The organism is Micromonospora sp. CNZ285 (genome assembly GCF_004637285.1).
On the sequence record NZ_SPQD01000001.1, the window covers coordinates 1,076,857 to 1,096,767 of the forward strand.

18 protein-coding genes are annotated in these 19,911 nt (G+C 74.4%); 6 read left to right on the forward strand and 12 right to left on the reverse strand.

Annotated elements, in window-relative coordinates; translation table 11 throughout:
• Nucleotide 1 precedes the first annotated feature (1 nt).
• A complete protein-coding gene (locus CLT75_RS04835; protein ID WP_135239673.1) occupies nucleotides 2-1,018 on the forward strand; it encodes a nitroreductase family protein in 1,017 nt (338 codons plus the stop codon).
• A 152-nt stretch (nucleotides 1,019-1,170) separates the two neighbouring features.
• Complete coding sequence (locus CLT75_RS04840) at nucleotides 1,171-3,981, forward strand: glycosyl hydrolase family 95 catalytic domain-containing protein (protein ID WP_135239674.1); 2,811 nt, start codon at nucleotides 1,171-1,173, stop codon at nucleotides 3,979-3,981.
• A 51-nt stretch (nucleotides 3,982-4,032) separates the two neighbouring features.
• On the opposite strand, the gene CLT75_RS04845 is transcribed toward CLT75_RS04840, so the two are convergent.
• The gene (locus tag CLT75_RS04845) at nucleotides 4,033-4,746 is read right to left on the reverse strand and encodes a hypothetical protein (protein ID WP_135239675.1); all 714 of its coding nucleotides are present in this window, start codon (nucleotides 4,744-4,746) and stop codon (nucleotides 4,033-4,035) included.
• Between the two features lie 73 nt (nucleotides 4,747-4,819).
• Here CLT75_RS04845 and CLT75_RS04850 point away from each other — a divergent pair, with 73 nt between their 5' ends.
• Nucleotides 4,820-5,647 carry a PIG-L family deacetylase gene (locus CLT75_RS04850; protein ID WP_135239676.1) on the forward strand — a complete coding sequence of 276 codons (828 nt, stop codon included), beginning with the start codon at nucleotides 4,820-4,822 and terminating at the stop codon, nucleotides 5,645-5,647.
• Nucleotides 5,648-5,681: 34 nt separating this feature from the next.
• On the opposite strand, the gene CLT75_RS04855 is transcribed toward CLT75_RS04850, so the two are convergent.
• Both CLT75_RS04855 and glnA read right to left on the reverse strand, forming a co-directional pair.
• The gene (locus CLT75_RS04855) at nucleotides 5,682-6,824 is read right to left on the reverse strand and encodes a glutamate--cysteine ligase (RefSeq protein ID WP_135239677.1); all 1,143 of its coding nucleotides are present in this window, start codon (nucleotides 6,822-6,824) and stop codon (nucleotides 5,682-5,684) included.
• Between the two features lie 141 nt (nucleotides 6,825-6,965).
• Nucleotides 6,966-8,390 (reverse strand): type I glutamate--ammonia ligase, encoded by a 1,425-nt coding sequence (gene glnA, locus CLT75_RS04860; protein ID WP_135239678.1) that lies wholly within the window; start codon nucleotides 8,388-8,390, stop codon nucleotides 6,966-6,968.
• Nucleotides 8,391-8,622: 232 nt separating this feature from the next.
• On the opposite strand from glnA, the gene CLT75_RS04865 reads away from it, so the two are divergent.
• The gene (locus CLT75_RS04865) at nucleotides 8,623-10,407 is read left to right on the forward strand and encodes an N-acetylglutaminylglutamine amidotransferase (RefSeq protein WP_135243903.1); all 1,785 of its coding nucleotides are present in this window, start codon (nucleotides 8,623-8,625) and stop codon (nucleotides 10,405-10,407) included.
• A gap of 19 nt (nucleotides 10,408-10,426) precedes the next feature.
• On the forward strand, nucleotides 10,427-10,687 hold the full coding sequence (locus tag CLT75_RS04870; protein ID WP_135239679.1) for a YegP family protein: 261 nt from the start codon (nucleotides 10,427-10,429) through the stop codon (nucleotides 10,685-10,687).
• Between the two features lie 87 nt (nucleotides 10,688-10,774).
• Here CLT75_RS04870 and CLT75_RS32530 read toward each other — a convergent pair whose 3' ends face one another.
• Nucleotides 10,775-10,945, reverse strand: a complete 171-nt coding sequence (locus CLT75_RS32530; RefSeq protein WP_013285860.1) for a hypothetical protein — start codon at nucleotides 10,943-10,945, stop codon at nucleotides 10,775-10,777.
• Nucleotides 10,946-11,202: 257 nt separating this feature from the next.
• On the opposite strand from CLT75_RS32530, the gene CLT75_RS04875 reads away from it, so the two are divergent.
• Entirely contained in the window at nucleotides 11,203-12,603 is a 1,401-nt protein-coding gene (locus tag CLT75_RS04875) for an aldehyde dehydrogenase family protein (protein WP_486485060.1), read from the forward strand.
• Here CLT75_RS04875 and CLT75_RS04880 read toward each other — a convergent pair.
• The 8 genes from CLT75_RS04880 to CLT75_RS04915 are packed head-to-tail and all read right to left on the reverse strand — an operon-like array spanning nucleotide 12,600 to nucleotide 19,840.
• On the reverse strand, nucleotides 12,600-13,334 hold the full coding sequence (locus CLT75_RS04880; protein WP_135239680.1) for a class II aldolase/adducin family protein: 735 nt from the start codon (nucleotides 13,332-13,334) through the stop codon (nucleotides 12,600-12,602). The genes CLT75_RS04875 and CLT75_RS04880 overlap by 4 nt on opposite strands.
• Nucleotides 13,334-14,200, reverse strand: a complete 867-nt coding sequence (locus tag CLT75_RS04885; protein ID WP_486485061.1) for an acyl-CoA thioesterase — start codon at nucleotides 14,198-14,200, stop codon at nucleotides 13,334-13,336. The genes CLT75_RS04880 and CLT75_RS04885 overlap by 1 nt, the downstream gene beginning before the upstream one ends.
• Nucleotides 14,197-15,060, reverse strand: coding sequence for a beta-ketoacyl synthase N-terminal-like domain-containing protein (locus tag CLT75_RS04890; protein ID WP_135239681.1), 864 nt, complete (start codon nucleotides 15,058-15,060; stop codon nucleotides 14,197-14,199). Before CLT75_RS04890 ends, CLT75_RS04885 begins: the two co-directional genes overlap by 4 nt.
• Complete coding sequence (locus CLT75_RS04895) at nucleotides 15,057-16,163, reverse strand: beta-ketoacyl synthase N-terminal-like domain-containing protein (RefSeq protein WP_135239682.1); 1,107 nt, start codon at nucleotides 16,161-16,163, stop codon at nucleotides 15,057-15,059. The genes CLT75_RS04890 and CLT75_RS04895 overlap by 4 nt, the downstream gene beginning before the upstream one ends.
• A gap of 6 nt (nucleotides 16,164-16,169) precedes the next feature.
• Complete coding sequence (locus tag CLT75_RS04900; protein ID WP_486485062.1) at nucleotides 16,170-16,658, reverse strand: 3-hydroxyacyl-ACP dehydratase FabZ family protein; 489 nt, start codon at nucleotides 16,656-16,658, stop codon at nucleotides 16,170-16,172.
• Entirely contained in the window at nucleotides 16,655-17,041 is a 387-nt protein-coding gene (locus CLT75_RS04905) for an ApeI family dehydratase (protein ID WP_167796877.1), read from the reverse strand. Before CLT75_RS04905 ends, CLT75_RS04900 begins: the two co-directional genes overlap by 4 nt.
• Nucleotides 17,023-18,279, reverse strand: a complete 1,257-nt coding sequence (locus CLT75_RS04910; protein WP_135239684.1) for a CaiB/BaiF CoA transferase family protein — start codon at nucleotides 18,277-18,279, stop codon at nucleotides 17,023-17,025. Before CLT75_RS04910 ends, CLT75_RS04905 begins: the two co-directional genes overlap by 19 nt.
• A 1-nt stretch (nucleotide 18,280) precedes the next feature.
• Nucleotides 18,281-19,840: an AMP-binding protein gene (locus CLT75_RS04915; RefSeq protein ID WP_135239685.1), complete on the reverse strand. Its 1,560-nt coding sequence runs from the start codon at nucleotides 19,838-19,840 to the stop codon at nucleotides 18,281-18,283.
• Nucleotides 19,841-19,911: the final 71 nt, after the last annotated feature.

The window sequence follows — 19,911 nt, forward strand, 5'->3', positions numbered from 1 at the left end:
CATGGATCTCGCCGCGTTCCACGCGCTGGAGCCGCTGTGCTGGCGGGCGCCGAGCGCGCACAACACCCAGCCGTGGCGGCTGCGCTACGAGCGCTGGGCGATCACCGTCGGCTGGGACCCGGCCGACGCGCTGCCCGCGGGCGATCCGACCGGGCGGGACCTGCGGCTGTCGCTGGGCGCGTTTGTGGAGACCTGCCTGATCGTCGCCGCCGACGCGGGGCTGCGGCTGGACTGGGCCGCCGACCACGACGAGTCCGACCGGCGGGTGGGGCGGCTGCGGCCGGCACGGCGGCCGTACCGGACGCCGTTCCGCACCGCCGACGTGTGGGACCGGCGTACCCACCGGGGCCGCTTCACCGGCGGCCCGGACGCCGACGTGGTCGCGGCGGTGGACGCGGTCGCCCGCCGGGCCGGTGGCGCGGTCCGCGCCGTGCCGGCGGCCGGGCGGCTGCGCGCGCTGCTGCGCACTGCCGACCGGCAGGTGTACGCCGACCCGGCGGTGGTCGCGGAGCTGCGCCGCTGGCTGCGCCTGGACCGGTCGGGCCCGCGCTACCGGGCGGACGGGCTCAGTGACAGCTGCCTCGGGCTGGGCCGGGCCACTGCCGCCGGGCTGCGGGCGGCGCTGGCGGCGTACCCGGCGTTGCGCCCGCTGGGGCTGCCCCGGCTGCTCGCCGCCGCGGGCGGTGATCCGCTGGCGCAGGGCGGCGGGGTGCTGGCGCTCGTCGCGCCGCCCGGTCTGGACGCGGCCGGTCAGGTCGAGTTCGGACGGGTGCTGATGCGGATGTGGCTGACGCTGCACACGGCAGGGCTGGCCGCGCACCCGCTCAGTCAGCTCGTCGACGTGGCCGCCACCCGGGACGCGCTCGGCACGCTGCTGGACGTGGCGCCGGAGCGGATCGTGCACGTGGCCCGGGTGGGCCGGCCGGCCGCGCCGGCGCCCCGCTCGGCCCGCCGCGTGCGCCACGGATCGGATCTGTTAGCGGTAACACCCCTTGACGCGGTGTCACTTCATCCATGAGAGTCCATGTTGGCTGATGTGTCGCCCGGTCGGGAGCCCTGGGCGCGTAGTGGCAGGGAATGCGGCGTCCGGGTGCGCGAGATGGTCTGTTAGCGATAACAGGATTGTCGTGCACCCGGGCCCGCCTCTGATGCGCGCGGTTGGGAGAAAGCATGTCCGAAGTGACACGACGAAACATCATCAAGGCCACGGCGGCGGGCGCCGGTGCCGCGCTGGTGCCGGCCGCCTGGAGCGCCGCCGCACGCGCCGGCTCGGCGGCGCCACCACAGGTGCTGGCCGCGAACGACCTGGCACTCTGGTACGACGAACCGGCCGGCACCGACTGGCTGCGCGCCCTGCCGATCGGCAACGGGCGCCTCGGAGCGATGGTGTTCGGCAACGTCGACACCGAACGGCTCCAGCTCAACGAGGACACCGTCTGGGCCGGCGGCCCGTACGACTCGGCGAACACCAGGGGCGCGGCCAACCTGGCCGAGATCCGGCGTCGTGTCTTCGCCGACCAGTGGACCTCGGCCCAGGACCTGATCAACCAGACCATGATGGGCAGCCCTGGTGGTCAGCTCGCCTACCAGACCGTCGGCGACCTCCGGCTCGCCTTCGGTTCGGCGAGCGGGGCGACGCAGTACAACCGGACGCTCGACCTCACCACCGCCACCGTCACCACCACGTACGTGCAGGGCGGCGTACGGCACCAGCGGGAGGTGTTCGCCAGCGCGCCCGACCAGGTCATAGTGCTCCGGCTGACCGCCGACCGGGCGAACGCGATCACGTTCTCCGCCGCGTTCGACAGCCCGCAGCGGACCACCGTGTCCAGCCCGGACGGCGCGACCATCGCCCTCGACGGCGTCTCCGGGTCGATGGAGGGGGTCACCGGCTCGGTGCGGTTCCTCGCGCTGGCCCACGCCGCCGTCACCGGTGGCACGGTGAGCAGTTCCGGCGGCACGCTGCGGGTATCAGGTGCCACCAGCGTGACGGTCCTGGTCTCGATCGGGTCCAGCTACGTCAACTACCGCACCGTCAACGGCGACTACCAGGGCATCGCGCGCAACCGGCTCAACGCCGCCAAGAGCGTCGCCGTCGACCAGCTCCGCACCCGCCACCGCGCCGACTACCAGGCGCTGTTCAACCGGGTCACGATCGACCTGGGCCGCACTGCCGCCGCCGACCAGCCCACCGACGTACGGATCGCGCAGCACGCGAGCACCAACGACCCGCAGTTCGCCGCGCTGCTGTTCCAGTTCGGGCGGTACCTGCTGATCTCCTCGTCGCGGCCGGGCACCCAGCCGGCGAACCTCCAGGGCATCTGGAACGACTCGCTGACGCCGTCCTGGGACTCGAAGTACACGGTCAACGCCAACCTGCCGATGAACTACTGGCCGGCCGACACCACGAACCTGTCCGAGTGCCTCCTGCCGGTCTTCGACATGGTCAAGGACCTCACCGTGGCCGGCGCGCGGGTCGCCCAGGCGCAGTACGGCGCCGGCGGCTGGGTCACCCACCACAACACCGACGCCTGGCGGGGCGCGTCGGTCGTGGACGGCGCGTTCTGGGGCATGTGGCAGACCGGCGGGGCCTGGCTGAGCACGCTCATCTGGGACCACTACCTGTTCACCGGCGACAGCGGTTTCCTGCAGGCCAACTACCCGGCGCTCAAGGGTGCCGCCCAGTTCTTCCTCGACACCCTGGTCGCCCATCCGACGCTCGGCTACCTGGTGACGAACCCGTCGAACTCGCCGGAGCTGGCGCACCACGCGAACGCCAGCGTCTGCGCCGGCCCGACGATGGACAACCAGATCCTGCGTGACCTGTTCGACGCGGCGGCCCGGGCCAGCGAGGTGCTCGGCGTCGACACCACCTTCCGGTCCCAGGTACGCACCGCCAAGGACCGGCTGCCGCCGAGCCGCGTCGGTTCCCGGGGCAACGTGCAGGAGTGGCTGGCCGACTGGGTCGAGACCGAGCGCACCCACAGGCACGTCTCCCACCTGTACGGGCTGCATCCCAGCAACCAGATCACCAAGCGCGGCACTCCGGCGCTGTACGAGGCCGCCCGCAGGACGCTGGAGCTGCGGGGCGACGACGGGACCGGCTGGTCCCTCGCCTGGAAGATTAATTTCTGGGCCCGGCTGGAGGACGGCGCCCGCGCCCACAAGCTCCTGCGCGACCTGGTCCGCACCGACCGGCTCGCGCCGAACATGTTCGACCTGCACCCGCCGTTCCAGATCGACGGCAACTTCGGCGCCACCTCCGGCATCGCCGAGATGCTGCTGCACAGCCACACCGGCGAGCTGCACCTGCTGCCCGCGCTGCCCACCGCCTGGCCCGCCGGGCAGGTAGCGGGCCTGCGCGGCCGGGGCGGCTACACGGTGGCGCTGACCTGGAGCAGCGGCCAGGCCGACGAGATCACCGTCCGCGCCGACCGCGACGGCACGCTGCGACTGCGGTCCCGGCTGCTCACCGGCGCCTTCACCCTCGCCGACGTCACCGACGGCAGCACACCCGCCGCCACCCGGCCGGAGCCCGACGTCGTCGCGCTCACCGTCCGGGCCGGGCACACCTACCGTGCGGCCCGGTCCGGCGTGACGCCGTCGCCGACCCCTACCGTCACACCCACATCGGGTACGACGCCGAGCCCGGCGCCCACCACCAGCTCCCCGGCGCCGTCCGGCGCGCGTGCCACGTACGCGATCACCGGCTCCTGGTCCGGTGGCTTCCAGGCCGAGGTCACGGTGACCGCCGGCGCCACCGCGATCCGCGGCTGGACGGTCTCCTGGACGTTCCCGAACGGGCAGGTGATCAACCAGATCTGGAGCGGCACGCACACCCAGAGCGGCGCGAACGTGACGGTGCGCAACGTCGACTACAACGGCTCGCTGCCGGCCGGCGGCTCCACCACGTTCGGCTTCATCGGTGCCGCCAACGGCACCAACAACCCGCCGGCGAACCTCACCTGCACGACCACCTGAGCACAGGCGCGCCCCGCCGCGGCCACCGGCCGGGGCGGGGCGTACCGCCGGTCAGGCCAGCAGCGTCTCGCGCAGCCGCGCACCCAGGTTCAGCTCGCCGACCACCCGGGGACCGGCCGGGTCGTACACGGCGATGCGGTGGTTGCGGCGCATCATCTCCCGTACCGCCGGCGGCAGCCGGGGCGGGTCGTCCATCGTCGCGAGCACCCGCGCGCCGGTGCCCATCAGCCGCTCCACCAGCGTCGCGCTGTCGGTGTCCACACGCACCCGGCCGAACTCCCAGCCGGCGGTGGTCAGGTCGAGCACCTCGAACAGGCGCGTCACGACCGGCTGCGGGTCGGTCACCCGGTCCAGCCGGTCGGCCCGCCCGCCGACCACCGCCACGGCGGCGCTGACCTGCGCGTACGGGTGCAACCCGCTTGGTAGCGCGCCGAGCGGCCAGCGCAGCGCGGGCCCGGCCTCCTTCCACAGGGGCCGGTAGTTGCGGCGGTGCACCAGCAGCCGCCGCCCGGTACGCCGGAACACCTCCTGCGCCTGCCCCTGGAGGTCGGCGTGCGCCTGGTCGGCGGCCTCGCAGACGATCCCGGCGGCCACCACGAGACCGTCGTCATCGGACAGCAGCCGGGTGATCGCGTCGGCCTGCTCCGGGAACCGGAGGCGGGCGTGCGCCCCGTAGGACCGCCGCACGTCCCGCAGCAGCTCCTGCTGACGTGCGGGGTCCAGTTCGACCCGTCCGCCACCGAGCAACCGCTGGAGCCAACCCATCGCGCCTCGCTTCCGTCGCCGTCTGCGGACCGGGCAATGCTAGTTCGTCGGCCGATGCTCGTATGGTGACGGGGTGACCGATCGATCCCTGACCCTGATGGCGGTGCACGCGCACCCCGACGACGAGGCGACGAGCACCGGCGGCGTCCTGGCGCGCTACGCGGCCGAGGGCGTCACCACAGTGCTCGTGACGTGCACCGACGGGGGGTGCGGCGACGGTCCCGGCGGGATCAAGCCGGGCGACCCCGGGCACGACCCGAAGGCCGTGGTCGAGATGCGCCGCGCCGAGCTGGCCGCGAGCTGCGAGGCGCTCAAGGTCACCCACCTGGAGACGCTCGACTACGGCGACTCGGGGATGATGGGCTGGGCGACGAACGAGGCGCCCGGCGCGTTCTGGAACACGCCGGTGGCCGAGGCGGCCGGCCGGCTGGCCGAGCTGATCCGGCGCTACCGCCCCGACGTGGTGGTCACCTACGACGAGAACGGCTTCTACGGCCACCCGGACCACATCCAGGCCCACCGCATCACGATGGCGGCTGTCGAGCAGACCGGCATCCCGGCCAAGGTCTACTGGACCACCGTGCCGCGCAGCGCGTTCCAGCAGTTCGGCACCATCATGCGGGAGATCGGGGTGGAGTTCCCCGAGCCGGAGGCGACCGACGAGATGCCGGCGCTGGGCCTGCCGGACGACGAGATCACCACCTGGGTCGACACCAGCGGCTACGGCGGGCAGAAGTTCGCCTCGCTCGCCGCGCACGCCAGCCAGGCGGAGAACATCTTCTTCCTGCGGCTGGGGCAGGAGCGGTTCACCGAGCTGATGGGCATGGAGACGTTCGTGCGGGTGCGGGACACCACCGGCGCGGCCACCCCCGAGGACGACCTGTTCGCCGGGTTGCGCTGACCGGTCTCCGGTCCGGTCCGGGGAGGTCATCGACTCACGTCGAGACGGTCTGCGCGGCCAGGTGATCGAGCACGGCGCGGACGTCCCCGCCGGTCCCGGCCATGATCCGTCGTTGCCGGGTGGCGCCGGTGCCGTCCCGGCGCACCCGGTCCAGCTCGCGCCGGACCAGGTCCAGGTCGCCGTGGCGGGTCAGCGCGGGCGTGACGGTGACGACCAGGTCGTCGACGAGGTCCCAGGCGGGCCGGGGCCGTCCGGTGCGCAGGTCGACGAGCCGGCCGTCGACGCCGTCGTGGGCGGCCCGCCAGTGCGCGGCGGCGACCAGGCAGTCCCGGATGCGGGGTGCCGGCACACCGGCGCGGACGTCGTCGATCAGCGTGGCCACGAGCGCCCGGACCAGCCCGGCGACCAGCACGGTGTCGTCCACGGTGGGGCACACGTCGCCGACCCGGACCTCCACCGTCGGATACGACGCGGACGGGCGGGCGTACCAGTAGACCATCGCGGCGTCGAGCATGATCCCGGCGGTGATCAGGTCCGCCACCGTGGCGTCGTAGTCGGCGGCGGAGTCGAAGTGCGGCGTCGGTCCGATACTCGGCCACCGTTCCAGCTGCATCGATCGCCAGCTCGCGTGGCCGGTGTCCCGCCCGTCGTGCAGCGGCGAGTTCGCGGTGAGCGCCTGCACCACCGGCAGCCACGGGCGCAGGTGGTTGCAGACCTGCACTGCCAGTTCCCGGTCCGGCACGCCGACGTGGACGTGGCAGCCGCAGACCGCCGGGTCGTGGGCCACCGGGCCGAACCGGCGGGACATGTCGTGGTAGCGCTGCTCGTCGGGCACCGTGCGGTGGGCCTCGCAGACCGGGGTGGCGCCGACGGCGACCAGCCGCGCCCCGGCCGCGTCGGCCGCCCGCGCGGCCGCCCGGCGCAGCGTGACCAGGTGCTCCCGCAGCTCTCCGAGATCAGGACTGACCGGCGTCACCATCTCGACCATGCTGTGCCGGAACTCCTGCCGGCTCTGCTCGCGGGCGGTGCCGGACAGCGCGCCGCGTACCCGGTCGGCGACCGGCATGCTCTCGCCGGTGGCCGGATCCAGCAGCAGGAACTCCTCTTCCACCCCGAGGGTCAGGACGGTGGGGATCTGCGGGGTGGTGGTGGCGGTGGTGGTGGGCCGTGGCCTCACCGACGGCTCCACCGGCACGGAACGGTCGGCGTGTCGACGTGAGGCGGAGTCATGTCTCGACGGTACGAGGGCGGGGGCCGGCCCGAGGCCGTTTCCGCCGACCACCGCCCCCGCGGGTGGCGGGGGCGGTGGCGGTACGGCTCAGCAGTCGAAGTAGAGCGCGAACTCGTGCGGAGTGGGCCGCAGCCGGACCGGGTCGACCTCGTTGGCGTTCTTCCAGTCGACCCAGGTGGAGATCAGGTCGGCGGTGAAGACGTTGCCGTCGAGCAGGTAGTCGTGGTCAGTCTCCAGCGCCGCCAGCGCCTCGGGCAGCGAACCCGGGACCTGCTTGACGTCGCCCCACTCCTCCGGCGGGAGGTCGTAGAGGTCCTTGTCGATCGGCGCCGGCGGCTCGATCTTGTTCTTGATGCCGTCGAGACCGGCCATCATCATCGCCGAGAACGCCAGGTACGGGTTGCTGGACGGGTCGGGGACGCGGAACTCGACGCGCTTGGCCTTCGGGTTGCTGCCGGTCACCGGGATGCGGGTGCAGGCGGAGCGGTTGCGCTGGGAGTAGACCAGGTTGACCGGCGCCTCGAAGCCCGGCACCAGACGACGGTAGGAGTTCACCGTCGGGTTGGTGAAGGCCAGCAGCGAGGGAGCGTGGTGCAGCAGGCCGCCGATGTACCAGCGGGCGGTGTCGGACAGGCCGGCGTAGCCGGTCTCGTCGTAGAACAGCGGCTCGCCGCCACGCCAGAGGCTCTGGTGGGTGTGCATGCCGGAGCCGTTGTCACCGAACAGCGGCTTGGGCATGAACGTCGCGGTCTTGCCGGCGGCCCAGGTCTCGTTCTTGACGATGTACTTGAACAGCTGGAGCTGGTCGGCGGCGTGCAGCAGCGTGGAGAACTTGTAGTTGATCTCCGACTGGCCCGCGGTGCCGACCTCGTGGTGCGACCGCTCGACGGTGAAGCCGCCGTCGACGAGGCGCCGCACGATCCGGTCGCGCAGGTCGGCGTAGTGGTCCACCGGCGGCACCGGGAAGTAGCCGCCCTTGTAGGCGGTCTTGTAGCCGCGGTTGCCGCCCTCCTCGATCCGGCCGCTGTTCCAGGCGCCCTCGATCGAGTCGATGTAGTAGAACGACTGGTGCGCCGAGGTCTCGTGGCGGATGGAGTCGAAGATGTAGAACTCCGCCTCGGCGCCGAAGTAGGCGGTGTCGGCGATGCCGCTGGCGGCGAGGTACGCCTCGGCCTTCTTCGCGACGTTGCGCGGGTCCCGGGAGTACGCCTCGCGGGTGAACGGGTCGTGGATGAAGAAGTTCAGCGCGAGCGTCTTCTGGGCCCGGAACGGGTCGATGAAGGCGGTGGCGACGTCCGGCAGCAGGAGCATGTCGGACTCGTGGATGGCCTGGAAGCCGCGGATCGAGGATCCGTCGAAGGCGAGGCCGTCGGTGAAGACGCTGTCGTCGAACGACTCGACCGGCAGGTTGAAGTGCTGCATCACGCCGGGCAGGTCACAGAAACGTACGTCGACGAACTTCACGTCCTCGTTGGCGAGGTATCGCAGGAGTTCCTCGGAATTGGCGAACACACGTCCTCCTGGCAGGCGTCGTTGATCCTGGCCACGTCCCGTGGCCGGACCGCCCGGGGACATGGCCCGTACCGCCACCGTACGACGGCACGCCGTGCCCGGCTCGCCAACAGCCCATCCGGGTTTCCTTCGCCACAGGCCGGGTAGTCGCCGTACCCGGCGGACCGCCCGGGAGCGACGTGGCGGGAGGTTGGCGTGGTGGGTGCTCCTCGACCGACCGGTGGACGCTGAGATGTGCGGGATCAGCGGTGAGGCCAGATTCGACGGGGCCACCCCCGACGCGGCCGCGGTGAGCCGGATGACCGCCGCCATGCGCTCCCGCGGACCGGACGGCGAGGGCGCGTGGAGTGACGGCTGGATCACCCTCGGGCACCGCCGGCTCACAGTGATCGACCTGTCCGCGGCCGGCGCCCAGCCGATGGTCCGCGACGACCTCGGCCTGGCCCTGGTCTTCAACGGCTGCGTCTACAACTACCCGGAGCTGCGCGACGAGCTGCGCGCGGCCGGGCACACCTTCCACAGCACCAGCGACACCGAGGTGATCCTGGTGGCGTACGCGCAGTGGGGGGAGCGGTTCGTCGACCACCTGGTCGGCATGTTCGCCGTGGCGCTGGTGGACCGGCGGCGGCGCCGCCTCGTGCTGGCCCGCGACCGGCTCGGCATCAAACCGCTCTACCTCGCCGAGTCGCCCGGCCGGCTCCGGTTCGCCTCCACGCTGCCGGCGCTGCTGGCCGGCGGTGACGTGGACACCGGCGTCGACCCGGTCGCGCTGCACCACTACCTGTCCTGGCACTCGATCGTGCCGGCGCCGCGCACGATCCTGCGCGGCATCCGCAAGCTGCCGCCGGCCACCGTCCGGGTGGTCGAGGCCGACGGGCGCAGCCGCGAGCGTGTCTACTGGCGGCCCGAGTACCGGCGCGACCCGGCCCACGAGGGCATGGACGCCGCCGACTGGCGGGCCGCCGTCGGGGACGCGCTGCGCACCGCCGTACGCCGCCGGCTGGTCGCGGACGTGCCGGTCGGGGTGCTGCTCTCCGGTGGCCTGGACTCCAGCATGATCGTGGCGCTGCTGGACGGCGCCGGACAGCACCACCTCCAGACGTTCAGCATCGGTTTCGACAGCCGCGGCGACGAGACCGGCGACGAGTTCCACTACTCCGACCTGGTGGCCCGCACGTTCGGCACCGACCACCACCGCATCCGGCTCGCCGACGGCGACCTCGGCCCGGCCGTACGCGCCACCGTGGCAGCAATGACCGAACCGATGGGCAGCCACGACGTGGTGGCGTTCCACCTGCTCTCCGAGCAGGTCGCCCGGCACGTGAAGGTGGCGCAGTCCGGCCAGGGCGCCGACGAGGTGTTCGCCGGCTACGGCTACCACCACCGGCTTGCCGACGCGGCCCGCGAGGACGCGACGGCCGAGTTCACCGCCGCGTTCTTCGACCGCGACCACGCCGAGCTGACCGAGGTGGTCGAACCGGCGTACGCCTGCGACGGCGACGCCAGCGGCGAGCTGGTCGCCGCCGACCTGGCCGCGCCGGGCGCGCAGACCGCCGTGGACGCCGTGCTGCGCCTGGACACCCACCTGATGCTGCCCGACGACCCGGTGAAGCGGGTGGACAGCATGAGCATGGCGTGGGGGCTGGAGGTGCGTACGCCCTTCCTCGACCAGGACCTGGTCACCCTCGCCGCGGCGTGCCCGCCGGAGCACAAGCTGGCCCAGGGCGGCAAGGGCGTGCTCAAGGAGGTGGCCCGCGAGGTGCTGCCGGCCGAGGTCATCGACCGGCCCAAGGGCTACTTCCCGGTGCCGGCGCTGCGCAACGTCGACGGTCCCGTGCGACAGTTGGTGGTCGAGGCGCTGGGTGCGCCCGAGGCGCGCCGGCGCGGGCTGTTCCGCCGGGCGTACGTCGACGAGCTGCTGGCCGAGCCGGACCGGGCCCAGGCCGCCGCCGGCAGCAACAAGCTGTGGCAACTGGGCCTGCTGGAGCTGTGGTTGCAGACGCACGGCGTGAGCTGAGCGGGGCGGGAGGAGCACGGTGAAGTTCGTCATCGAGAGCGAGGCCGACGGCAGTGTGGGGTTCACCGTCGTCGGCGGAGACGGTCAGCTGCTCGCCACCGGGGCACCCTGCCCGGACAAGGGCTCGGCGCTCGCCGTGGTCGGCGAGCTGATGCACGGGCTGGGCGACGCCTGCGTGGAGGACCGCACCGAGGCCGGCGCCGGGCCGGTGGCCGGCACCCGCACCGAGATCGGCGACGACATGTCGGACATCGGCCGCTCCGGCATCCCGCCGGTCTGACCGCGGCACGTCCCGGCGACGGGGAGGTTCCGCCGGCCCGGCCGCGACACGTCCCGCCCGGCCGGCGGGCCGGGCGGGACGGTGCGGTCACTGCTCGTCGTCGAGCACGTCCGTGTGGCCGTCGCGGGTGACTGTGGGCGGCAGGTGCTCGTCCGGCTGGGGCGCCTCGGCGAGTGTGTGGTGCGGGTCGCCGTCGGGCGAGAACAGCACCCGATCGGTCTTGCGGGTCTTCTCCTGCTCCTCCTCCGGCTCCGTCACCGCGTTCTCCCTCCGCTCACCGGCGCCTCCGGCAGGCCGCCCCTCGTCCCACGCTAGGCGCCGGAAGGGGGCCGGGAGCGGGTTTCCGCGCGACGGCCCCAGGCCGGCCCCGACGCGCGCGACGGACGGGGGAGCGCACGGACCGGTCCGACTCTCATGATGGGCGGAGCGCCGCGGCGGGACAACGTGCACGCTGCCCGCCCCGCGCACCCGCGGATACGCTGCCAGCCGCAGGCACCAGCGACGGAGGGGCAGCCGTGGCGCTGACGATGACCGTCGACGGCCGCCCGGCCGCCGGCGCCGGAACCTTCGACGTCGTCGACCCCGCCACCGGCGCGGTGTTCGCCACCGCCCCGGCCTGCCCGCCCGAGCTGCTCGACCGGGCGATGGCCGCGGCGGCCACCGCGTACCCGAGGTGGGCTCACGACGACGAGGCGCGGCGCGGCGTGCTGCGCGCCGCGGCCCGGGCGGTCCTCGGCGCCGTCGCCGACCTCGCCGCGCTGGTCACCGCCGAGCAGGGCAAACCGCTGGCCGAGGCGACCACCGAGGTACGCGCCGCCGCCGCGTGGCTGCACTACTTCGCGGGCATCGAGACCGGACCACAGATCGTCGACGGGCGACGCGACACCGCGATCGTCACCGCGCGGCCCCTCGGCGTCGTCGCCGCCGTCACGCCGTGGAACTATCCGCTCGCGCTCGCCGCCTGGAAGATCGCTCCGGCGCTGCGGGCGGGCAACACCGTGGTGCTGAAGCCCTCCCCGCACACCCCGCTCGCCACGCTCGCCCTCGGCGAACTGCTTCGTGACCTGCTGCCACCCGGCGTGCTCAACGTGGTGACCGGGCCGGACCCGCTCGGGGCGTGGCTGTGCGCCCACCCCGTACCCAGGAAGATCACCTTCACCGGGTCGACCGCTACCGGCCGGCGGGTCGCGGCGGAGGCCGCCGCCCGGCTCCGGCGGGTCACGCTCGAACTCGGCGGCAACGACGCCGCGGTGGTGCTCGACGACGCCGACCCGGCGCGGATCGCCGACGACCTGTTCTGGGCGGCCTTCGCCAACAGCGGCCAGATGTGCATGGCGGTCAAGCGGGTGTACGTGGCCCGGCCCGTGCACGACGCGCTCGTCGAGGCGCTCGCCGACCGCGCCGCCACGGTCCGGATGGGCCCCGGCGCCGACCCCGGTGTCCGGCTCGGCCCGGTGACCACCAAGGCCCAGCGGGAGTACGTGGCAGGGCTCGTCCGCGCGGCCGTCGCCGGCGGCGCGACAGTCGCCGCCGGTGGTCGAGCCGTCGACGGGCCCGGTCACTTCCATCCGCCCACCGTCCTGTCCGGGGTGTCCGACACCGACCGGGTCGTCACCGAGGAGCAGTTCGGGCCGGTGCTGCCGGTGCTGGCGTTCGACGACGTCGAGGAGGCGCTCACCCGGGCCGACGCGACACCGTTCGGCCTGACCGCCTCGGTCTGGTCGGCGGACCCGGACCGGGCCGCCGCGGTGGCCGCCCGCCTGGACGTGGGCCAGGTGTCGGTGAACGCGCACGCCGCCGGGGTCCGGCCCGACCTGCCGTTCGGCGGGCGGAAGGACAGCGGCCCCGGGGTGGAGAACGGGCACTGGGGACTGGCCGGGTACACCCAGCCGCACGTCCTGGTCCGGCGGCCCTAGTCGAGCAGGTCCGGCTCGGCGTGCACGACGTCCTCGTACATCGGGCGGAAGTTCAGCCGGCCCAGCCCCGGGGTGCCGATGGTGGCCCGGGTGAGGCGGGCCTCGGCGGGCGCGATCGGCACCGGCGTGCCGGCCGCCTCCGCCGCGAGCTGGATCCGGCAGCACCGGTCCATGCTGAAGAACCACCAGGCCGCCTCGTCCACGCTGCCGCCCACGGTCAGCAGGCCGTGGTTACGCAGGATGACCGCCTTGCCGGGGCCGAGCGCCTTGGCGATCCGGTCCGCCTCGTCGCGGTCGAGGACCACCCCGGAGTAGCCGTCGTGCAGGCCGTGGTCCTCGTAGAACGCGCACGCGTCCTGGGTCAGCGGGTCGAGCAGCCGGCCCAGCGTGGCGAACGCGCGCCCGTACACGCTGTGGCTGTGCGCGGCCGCCACGACGTCCGGGCGGACCGCGTGGATGCGGCTGTGGATGGCGTAGCCGGCCGGGTTGATCGTGCCCTCGCCGTCCACGACGGTGCCGTCGGAGTCCACAAGCAGCAGGTCGCTCACCCGCAGCCGGCCGAACGACCGGCCGAACGGGTTGATCCAGAACCGGTGCCGCTCGCCCGGGTCGCGGACGGTGAGGTGACCGCCGGCGCCCTCGTCGAAGCCGTACCTGTGGAACAGCCGCAACGCCGCCGCGAGACGCTGCTTGCGGCGCAGCCGCTCCTCCGCGACGCTCCGGGCGCCCATCACGCCGTCCCGAGCAGCGCGGCGACGACCTCGTCGTCGAACTCGGCCAGCCGTCCCGCGTCCGGGCCGCGGCTGATCGCGTACCCGTGCAGGATGCGGGCGTGGGCCACCGGCACCCGCTCGCCGTCACGCCGCACGGCGAAGCGGACGTCGGCGTCGAACATGGTCCCGCGCAGCACGTCGGTGACGGTGAACGTGGTCTCGATCTCCTCCTCCATCCGCGCGGCGGCGAGGACCCGCACGGACGCGCGGGACACCACCGGGATCCAGCCGCGCACGTCGAGCATCCGGCCGACGGAGATGCCGCGCGCCGCCAGGAACCGGTCCACCACCTCCTCGACCGCGCGTACGTAGCCGGAGTGCTGCACCGGCTGCGAGTACTGGCAGTAGAAGTACGGCGCCCGCCACCGCCACTCGAACGGCGTACCGGCCGCGTCGGCGACGGGTGCGGGATCGTCCGCCCGGACCTCGGCCACGACCGGCACGTCACCGGGGACCGCGACGTCGACGGCCGGGCCGGTCCGGACCAGCGCCGCGCGGACCCGGCCGCGCAGCACCGGCACGCCGCGCGCGGTCAGCCGCACCGCGAACTCGCCGCCGCCGCGGTGCCGCGCCTCGGCGCTCACCTCGTCGTCCACGTCGAGCACCGCCGGCAACTGCACCGAGGCGTCGGTGATCACCAGGCCGAGGCCGTGCTCGTGGTACAGCCGCGACGGCCCGGCGCCGCGCTCGCGGAACCAGGCGAGCACCGCCTCCTCGGCCAGGTACATGAAGTGTTTGAACCCCACCCAGGTACGGATGTTGGCGCCCTCGAAGCGGGGGCGCAGCGCCACGGTGGTGGTCTCGTCCGGCAGGACCGCTGTCACCGGGTCTCCTCTCGACTGTCGGATCGGGGTGCGGGCCCGGGTTCCGCCGCGGCGCGTACCGTGACCGCGCGGAACCCGTCCTCGTCGTCGCCGCAGCGGACCTCCACCCGCACCGGCCCGCCGGGCGCGCGCAGGGCGTCCGCCGCCAGCGCGACAGGGACCAGGCCGTCGGCGCCGTAGTGGCCGCCCTCGCCGCCGGTGGCGTGGCCCTCCGGCGGGTCACCCGGCACCGTCCGCACCGGACCGACGACCAGGTGCGGCCCGGGCACCCGGTCGAGCGGCTCCAGCACCAGGCAGGCGGCGCCGGCACGCAGCGGACCCGGCCGGCCCGGGCGGGTCGCGTGCAGCGCGACGGCGGTGTCGTCGTCCGGCTCGGCGCCGACCACCACCACCCGGTCGGCCCGGCCCGCCGCCAGCAGCCGCAGCCCGGCGGCGAGCGCGTCCAGGCCGGAGGTGGCCCCGGAGCAGCACATCAGGTTCGGGCCGCCGAAGCCGAACCAGATCGCCACCGAGCTGGCCATCACGTTGGGGGAGGCGTTCGGCGCTGACAGCGGGGACACCGCCCGCCAGCCGTCGGCGCGGGCGGTGGTGACGATCCCGGCGACGGTGCCGACGTTGCCCAGGTTGCTGCTGGCCACCACCGCCGTACGCGGGTCGACCCGCTCCGGCGGGGTGCCGTCGCCGTCGGCCCGGCCGAGCGCCCGGTGCACCGCGCACAGGGCCAGCCGGGTCGCCGTCTCCTTGTACAGCAGTCCCTTGCGCCCGAGGACGGTCCGGGCCCGCTCCGCCGGCGGCGCGTCCGGCCCGGGCTGGTACGCGTACCAGGCGGTGAGCGCCGCCTCCGCGCCGGAGGCGGTCACCGGGCGGCCTCGACGAGCGTCGCCGCGTTGACCCCGCCGAAGCCGAACGCGTTCACCTGCGCCAGCGTCGCCCGAGTCCGGGCCGGACGGTCGCGGACCAGGTCGAGGCCCTCGGCCTCGGGCAGCGGCGTGCGCAACCCGGTGATCGGCGGCACCACCCCGGCGCGCAGGCAGCGGACGGCGACGTCGAGACCGTGCAGCGCGGCGGTGCCGGAGGTGTGCCCGATCGCGCCCTTGACGCCGGTGACGGTGGTGGGGCCGCCCAGCGCCACGAGCGCCGTCGCCTCCGTCGGGTCGTTGAGCGCCGTGCCCGTGCCGTGCGCCACCACCAGGCCCGCGTCGGCCGGCTCCCGGGCGCCCCGGGCGTACGCGTCGTCCATCGCCCGGCGGACGCCCTCGGCCGACGGCGCGGTCTCGTGGTACGCGTCGCAGGACAGTCCGGTGGCGACCACCCGGGCCAGCACGCGTGGCGCCAGCCCGGCCCGGGTCACCACGAGCGCGGCGGCCCCCTCGCCCAGCAGCACGCCGGCCCGGTCCCGGTCGAAGGGGCGTACCCGGTCGGCGGGCTCGTCGGCGACCCGGCCGATCATCGCGAGCATCGACTCGGTCATCGCGTCGGTGGCCGCGACGACGACGGCGTCGGCCTCACCGAGTTCGATCATGTCCTGCGCGAGCGCGAGGACGTGACCGCCCGCGCTGCACGCGTTCGCGACGGTGACCGCGCCGGGCACGCCGGCGTCCGCGACGGCGGACCGGAAGTGCAGCCCGCCCGCGCGGAACGGCGCCCGGTCGGCCACCGCCCGCTCGACCGCGCGCAGCTCGCGCAGCCCGGTGCCGACCAGCGCCGCGACGCGGTGCCGGGCCGGGTCGAGCGCCGCGTCGGCGAGCGCCCGCCGGACGCAGTCGCGCAGCCAGCCCGCGGCGGGCCACAACTCGCCGCCGGAGCCGTCCGGGATCGGGTAGCCGTGGCGCACGTGCACGGCGGCCGGGTCGTAGCCGGACAGCGGCGCCACCCCGCACCGGCCGCCGAGCAGCGCGGCGAACGTGGCGTCACCGTCGCCGAAGCAGGTCCGCACCGCGCTCGCCGCGATCTCCACCGGCATCGCGGCCTACCCCAGCTCCGCGAGCGCGGCACCGGGCCGGACGGCGGCGATCAGCTCACCGATCACCGCCGTGGTCCGCCCGCCGACCGTGACGGTGCCCGACGCGACGGCCGCGCCGTCGACGACCTTGTCCAGCCGTACGTCGTGGCGCAGCACGTCCCCCGGGTACGCGGCACCGGACAGCCGCAGTTCGCGCACGCCGACGAACAGCGGCAGCAGCCCGCTGCCCGGCCCCGGCACGCCGGCGCCCGCCCGCAGGAACCAGGCGAGCGCGGCGGCCTGGCCGAACGACTCCAGCAGCAGCGCCACCGGATACGCGTACGCCTCGGGCGGTGCGGTCTCGTCCAGGCCCGCGTAGCACCACTCGGCGGCGGTGACCGCCTTCTCGGCCACGATCCCGTCCGGCCGGACCTCCACCACCCGGTCCACGAGCAGCAGCGGGAACCGCTGCGGCAGCAGCCCGCGGATCGTCTCCTGCCCGACCGGCGCGCTCACCGATACCGCCCGGCGTCGAACTGCGCCTCCAGGCGGGCGCACTGCTCCCCGTCGCCCCGGTGGCAGCGGGCGCGGGCGGTGAGCGGTCCGGTCGCCGGATCACCCGTCACCTCGACTCGCATGGTGAACTCGCCCGGGGCCAGCACGGGCGCGGTGAACCGGGCCGAGCGCAGCACGGTCAGGCGCGCGCCGTCCACCCCGGCGCAGACGGCGCGCAGCAGCGTGTCGACAAGGAACACCCCGGGCAGGATCGGCCGGCCGGGGAAGTGACCGGACAGGTACGGGCCGTCCGGCTCGACGACGGTGCGGGTGCGGATGCGCACCCCGTGACCGGAGCGTTCGATCTCGATGCTGTCGAACGGGCTCAGTGGGGGCGGGTACACGCCGGGGCCTCCTGTCGGTCGGTGGCGCCGCACGCGCGCAGCCGCGCGAGCTCCGCCCGGTCGACGCCGGCCTCGGTGAGCAGCGCCTCGGTGTCCGCGCCGACGGCCGGCGCGCCGTGCCGCACCCGGGTCGGTGTCCGGGAGAACTTGGCGGCCGGGCCGGTCAGCGGGCCCGTGGTGCCGTTGCACAGCGGGACGGTCTGCACCATGTCGCGTTCCCGGACGTGCGGGTCGGCGGCGGCGTCGGCGAAGTCGCGTACCGGCTCGGCCGGGATGCCCGCGGCGGCGAGCCCGGCCGCCGCCTCGGCGACGGTCCGCGCCTCGCACCACGCGCCGACCAGCGCGTTGACCTCGTCGCGGCGGGCACGGCGCTCCTCGTTCGTGGCGAAGCCCGGGGCCCGGGCCAGCTCCGGCCGGTCCATCGCCGCGGCGAGCGAGCGCCAGTGCTTGTCGAGCGCGACCGCCAGGTAGAGCCAGCCGTCCCGGCAGCGGTACGTGCCGGCCGGCACGACGAAGTCGGCCTGGTCACCCCAGCGGCGCAGCGGCACGCCGGTCGCGCCGAGCGTCAGGTAGCCGCCGCTGTTGGCGAGCAACGCGTCCAGCAGTGACACGTCGACGTGCTGGCCCTCGCCGGTGCGGTCGCGGTGGCGCAGCGCGGCCAGCGCGCCGATCGCGCCGTGCAGCCCGGCGAGATCGTCGGCGAGGAAGGACGGGGCCTTCATCGGTGTGCCGTCCGGCTCGCCGTTGAGGCCCATCCAGCCCGCCGCTGCCTGCGCGATCGGGTCGAAACCGGCGTCGGTGGCGCGCGGGCCGTACTGGCCCCAGCCGGAGATGGAGACGAAGACGATGTCGGGATTGACGCGCCGGCACTGCGCGTAGCCGACGCCCCATCCGTCGAGCGTGCCCGGCCGGTAGTTCTCCACCACCACGTCGGCGGTGACCACCAGCCGCAGGAACGCCTCCCGGGCCGGTTCCCGGCGCAGGTCCAGCGACACGCTGCGCTTGTTGCGGTGCACCGTCTCCCGGAACCAGGACAGGCCGGTGCCGGGGATGTCCGGCGGCATCCGGCCCTCCCGGTTGCCGGGCATCTCGATCCGGATCACCTCGCAGCCCAGGTCGGCCAGGACCGCGCCGGTCATCGGCCCGGCCCACACCTTGCTGATCTCCAGCACGCGTACGCCGTGCAGCGGCCCGTCCACGTCGTGACGTGCTTCGCGGTAGAAACCGGCCTTGTCCATCTCACCGCCAGCTGTCTGGTATCTGCGATCGGTGTGCCGAGCTGCGGTGCAGCGCCTGCCGGCGCACCTTCCCGGAGTCCTCGCGGGGCAGCGCGGTGGACAGCTCGTAGGAGCGCGGCACCTTGAACCCGGCCAGTTCGCGGCGGCAGTGCCGGTCCAGCGCGGTGGTCAGGTCGTCGGTGAGCGCGTGGGTGTCCACCTCGACCACGGCCCGGACCTGCTGCCCGAACTCCTCGTCCGGCACGCCGAAGACGACCGCGTCGCGGACCGCGGGGTGGCGCAGCAGGACGGCCTCGACCTCGGCCGGGTACACGTTCACCCCGCCGGACAGGATCATGTCGTCGGCGCGGCCGGTCAGGTAGAGGTAGCCGGCGGCGTCCAGGTAGCCGCGGTCGCCGTAGGTGAAGCTGCCGTCGGCGCGGTGCGCGGCCCGGGTCTTCTCCGGTGCGTCGCGATACTCGAAGCCGTCCGGGCGGCGCAGGTAGACCCGGCCCTCGTGCCCGGCCGGCAGCGGCATGTCGTCGGCGCCGACCACCACGATCTCGGTACGCGGCAGCGGCCGCCCGACGCTGCCCGGGTGCGCCAGCCAGTCCTCGGCGTGGATGATCGTGGCGATCCCCGCCTCGGTGGCCGCGTAGTACTCGCTGAGCACCGGGCCCCACCAGGCGATCATCTGCCGTTTCACGTCCACCGGGCAGGGCGCCGCCCCGTGCCAGACGCGCCGCAGCGTGGTGCCGCCGAACGCGGCCCGTACCGCGGGGTCCAGCCGCAGCAGCCGCACGAACTGGGTCGGCACCAGGTGCGTCATGGTGACGCCCTCGTCGTCGATCAGCCGCAGCGTCGCGGCCGGGTCGAACCGGGGCCGGGTGACCAGCCGGAACCCGCGGATCAGCGGCAGCAGCGAGAAGAACAGCTGGCCGGAGTGGTACCAGGGGCCGCACAGCAGGTTCACCCCGTCCGCCGGCATGCCCAGCACCGTGCACAGCCGGTTCAGGCGTCCGCGCAGCCGGGGCAGCGGCTCGCCCTGGCGGAACAGCCGGCTGACCACCGCCTTCGGGGCGCCCGTGGTGCCGGAGGTGTAGAGGCCGGTGGCGCCGCTGCCCGTCTCCGGCGGCTCGGCGGCGTCGGCGTGCGCGAGCAGCGGCTCGGCGGCGGCGAACCCGTCCACCGGCTCGTCGCCGAGCACGACGCGCAGTCCGGGGCGGCGGTCGTTGCGCTGCCACGCGTCCCGGGCCGCCGGGAGGCGCTCGGTGTCGGTGACCAGCGCCCGGCAGCCGGAGTCGGAGAGCAGATACGCGACCTCGGCGCCGGTGAGGTGCCAGTTCATCGGCACGATCACCAGACCGGCGTGCAGGCAGGCGAGCAGCAGCTCGAACACCTCGTGCCGGTTCCCGGCGAGCACGCCGACCCGGTCGCCCGGGCGCAGCCCCTCCCGGTGCAGCAGGTCGCACCAGCGATTCACCCGCTGGTCGAGGTCCCGCCAGCTCAGCGCCGCGTAGCCGTCGTCGAGCGCGACCGCGTCCGGCGCGGCGGCCACCATCGGGTGCAGCAGCTGCGCCATCGCGGATCCTCCTCGCCCGGGCGGTGCCACCCGGCCCGTCGGTGACCCCAGCAACGTAGGTTTCGGCCGCC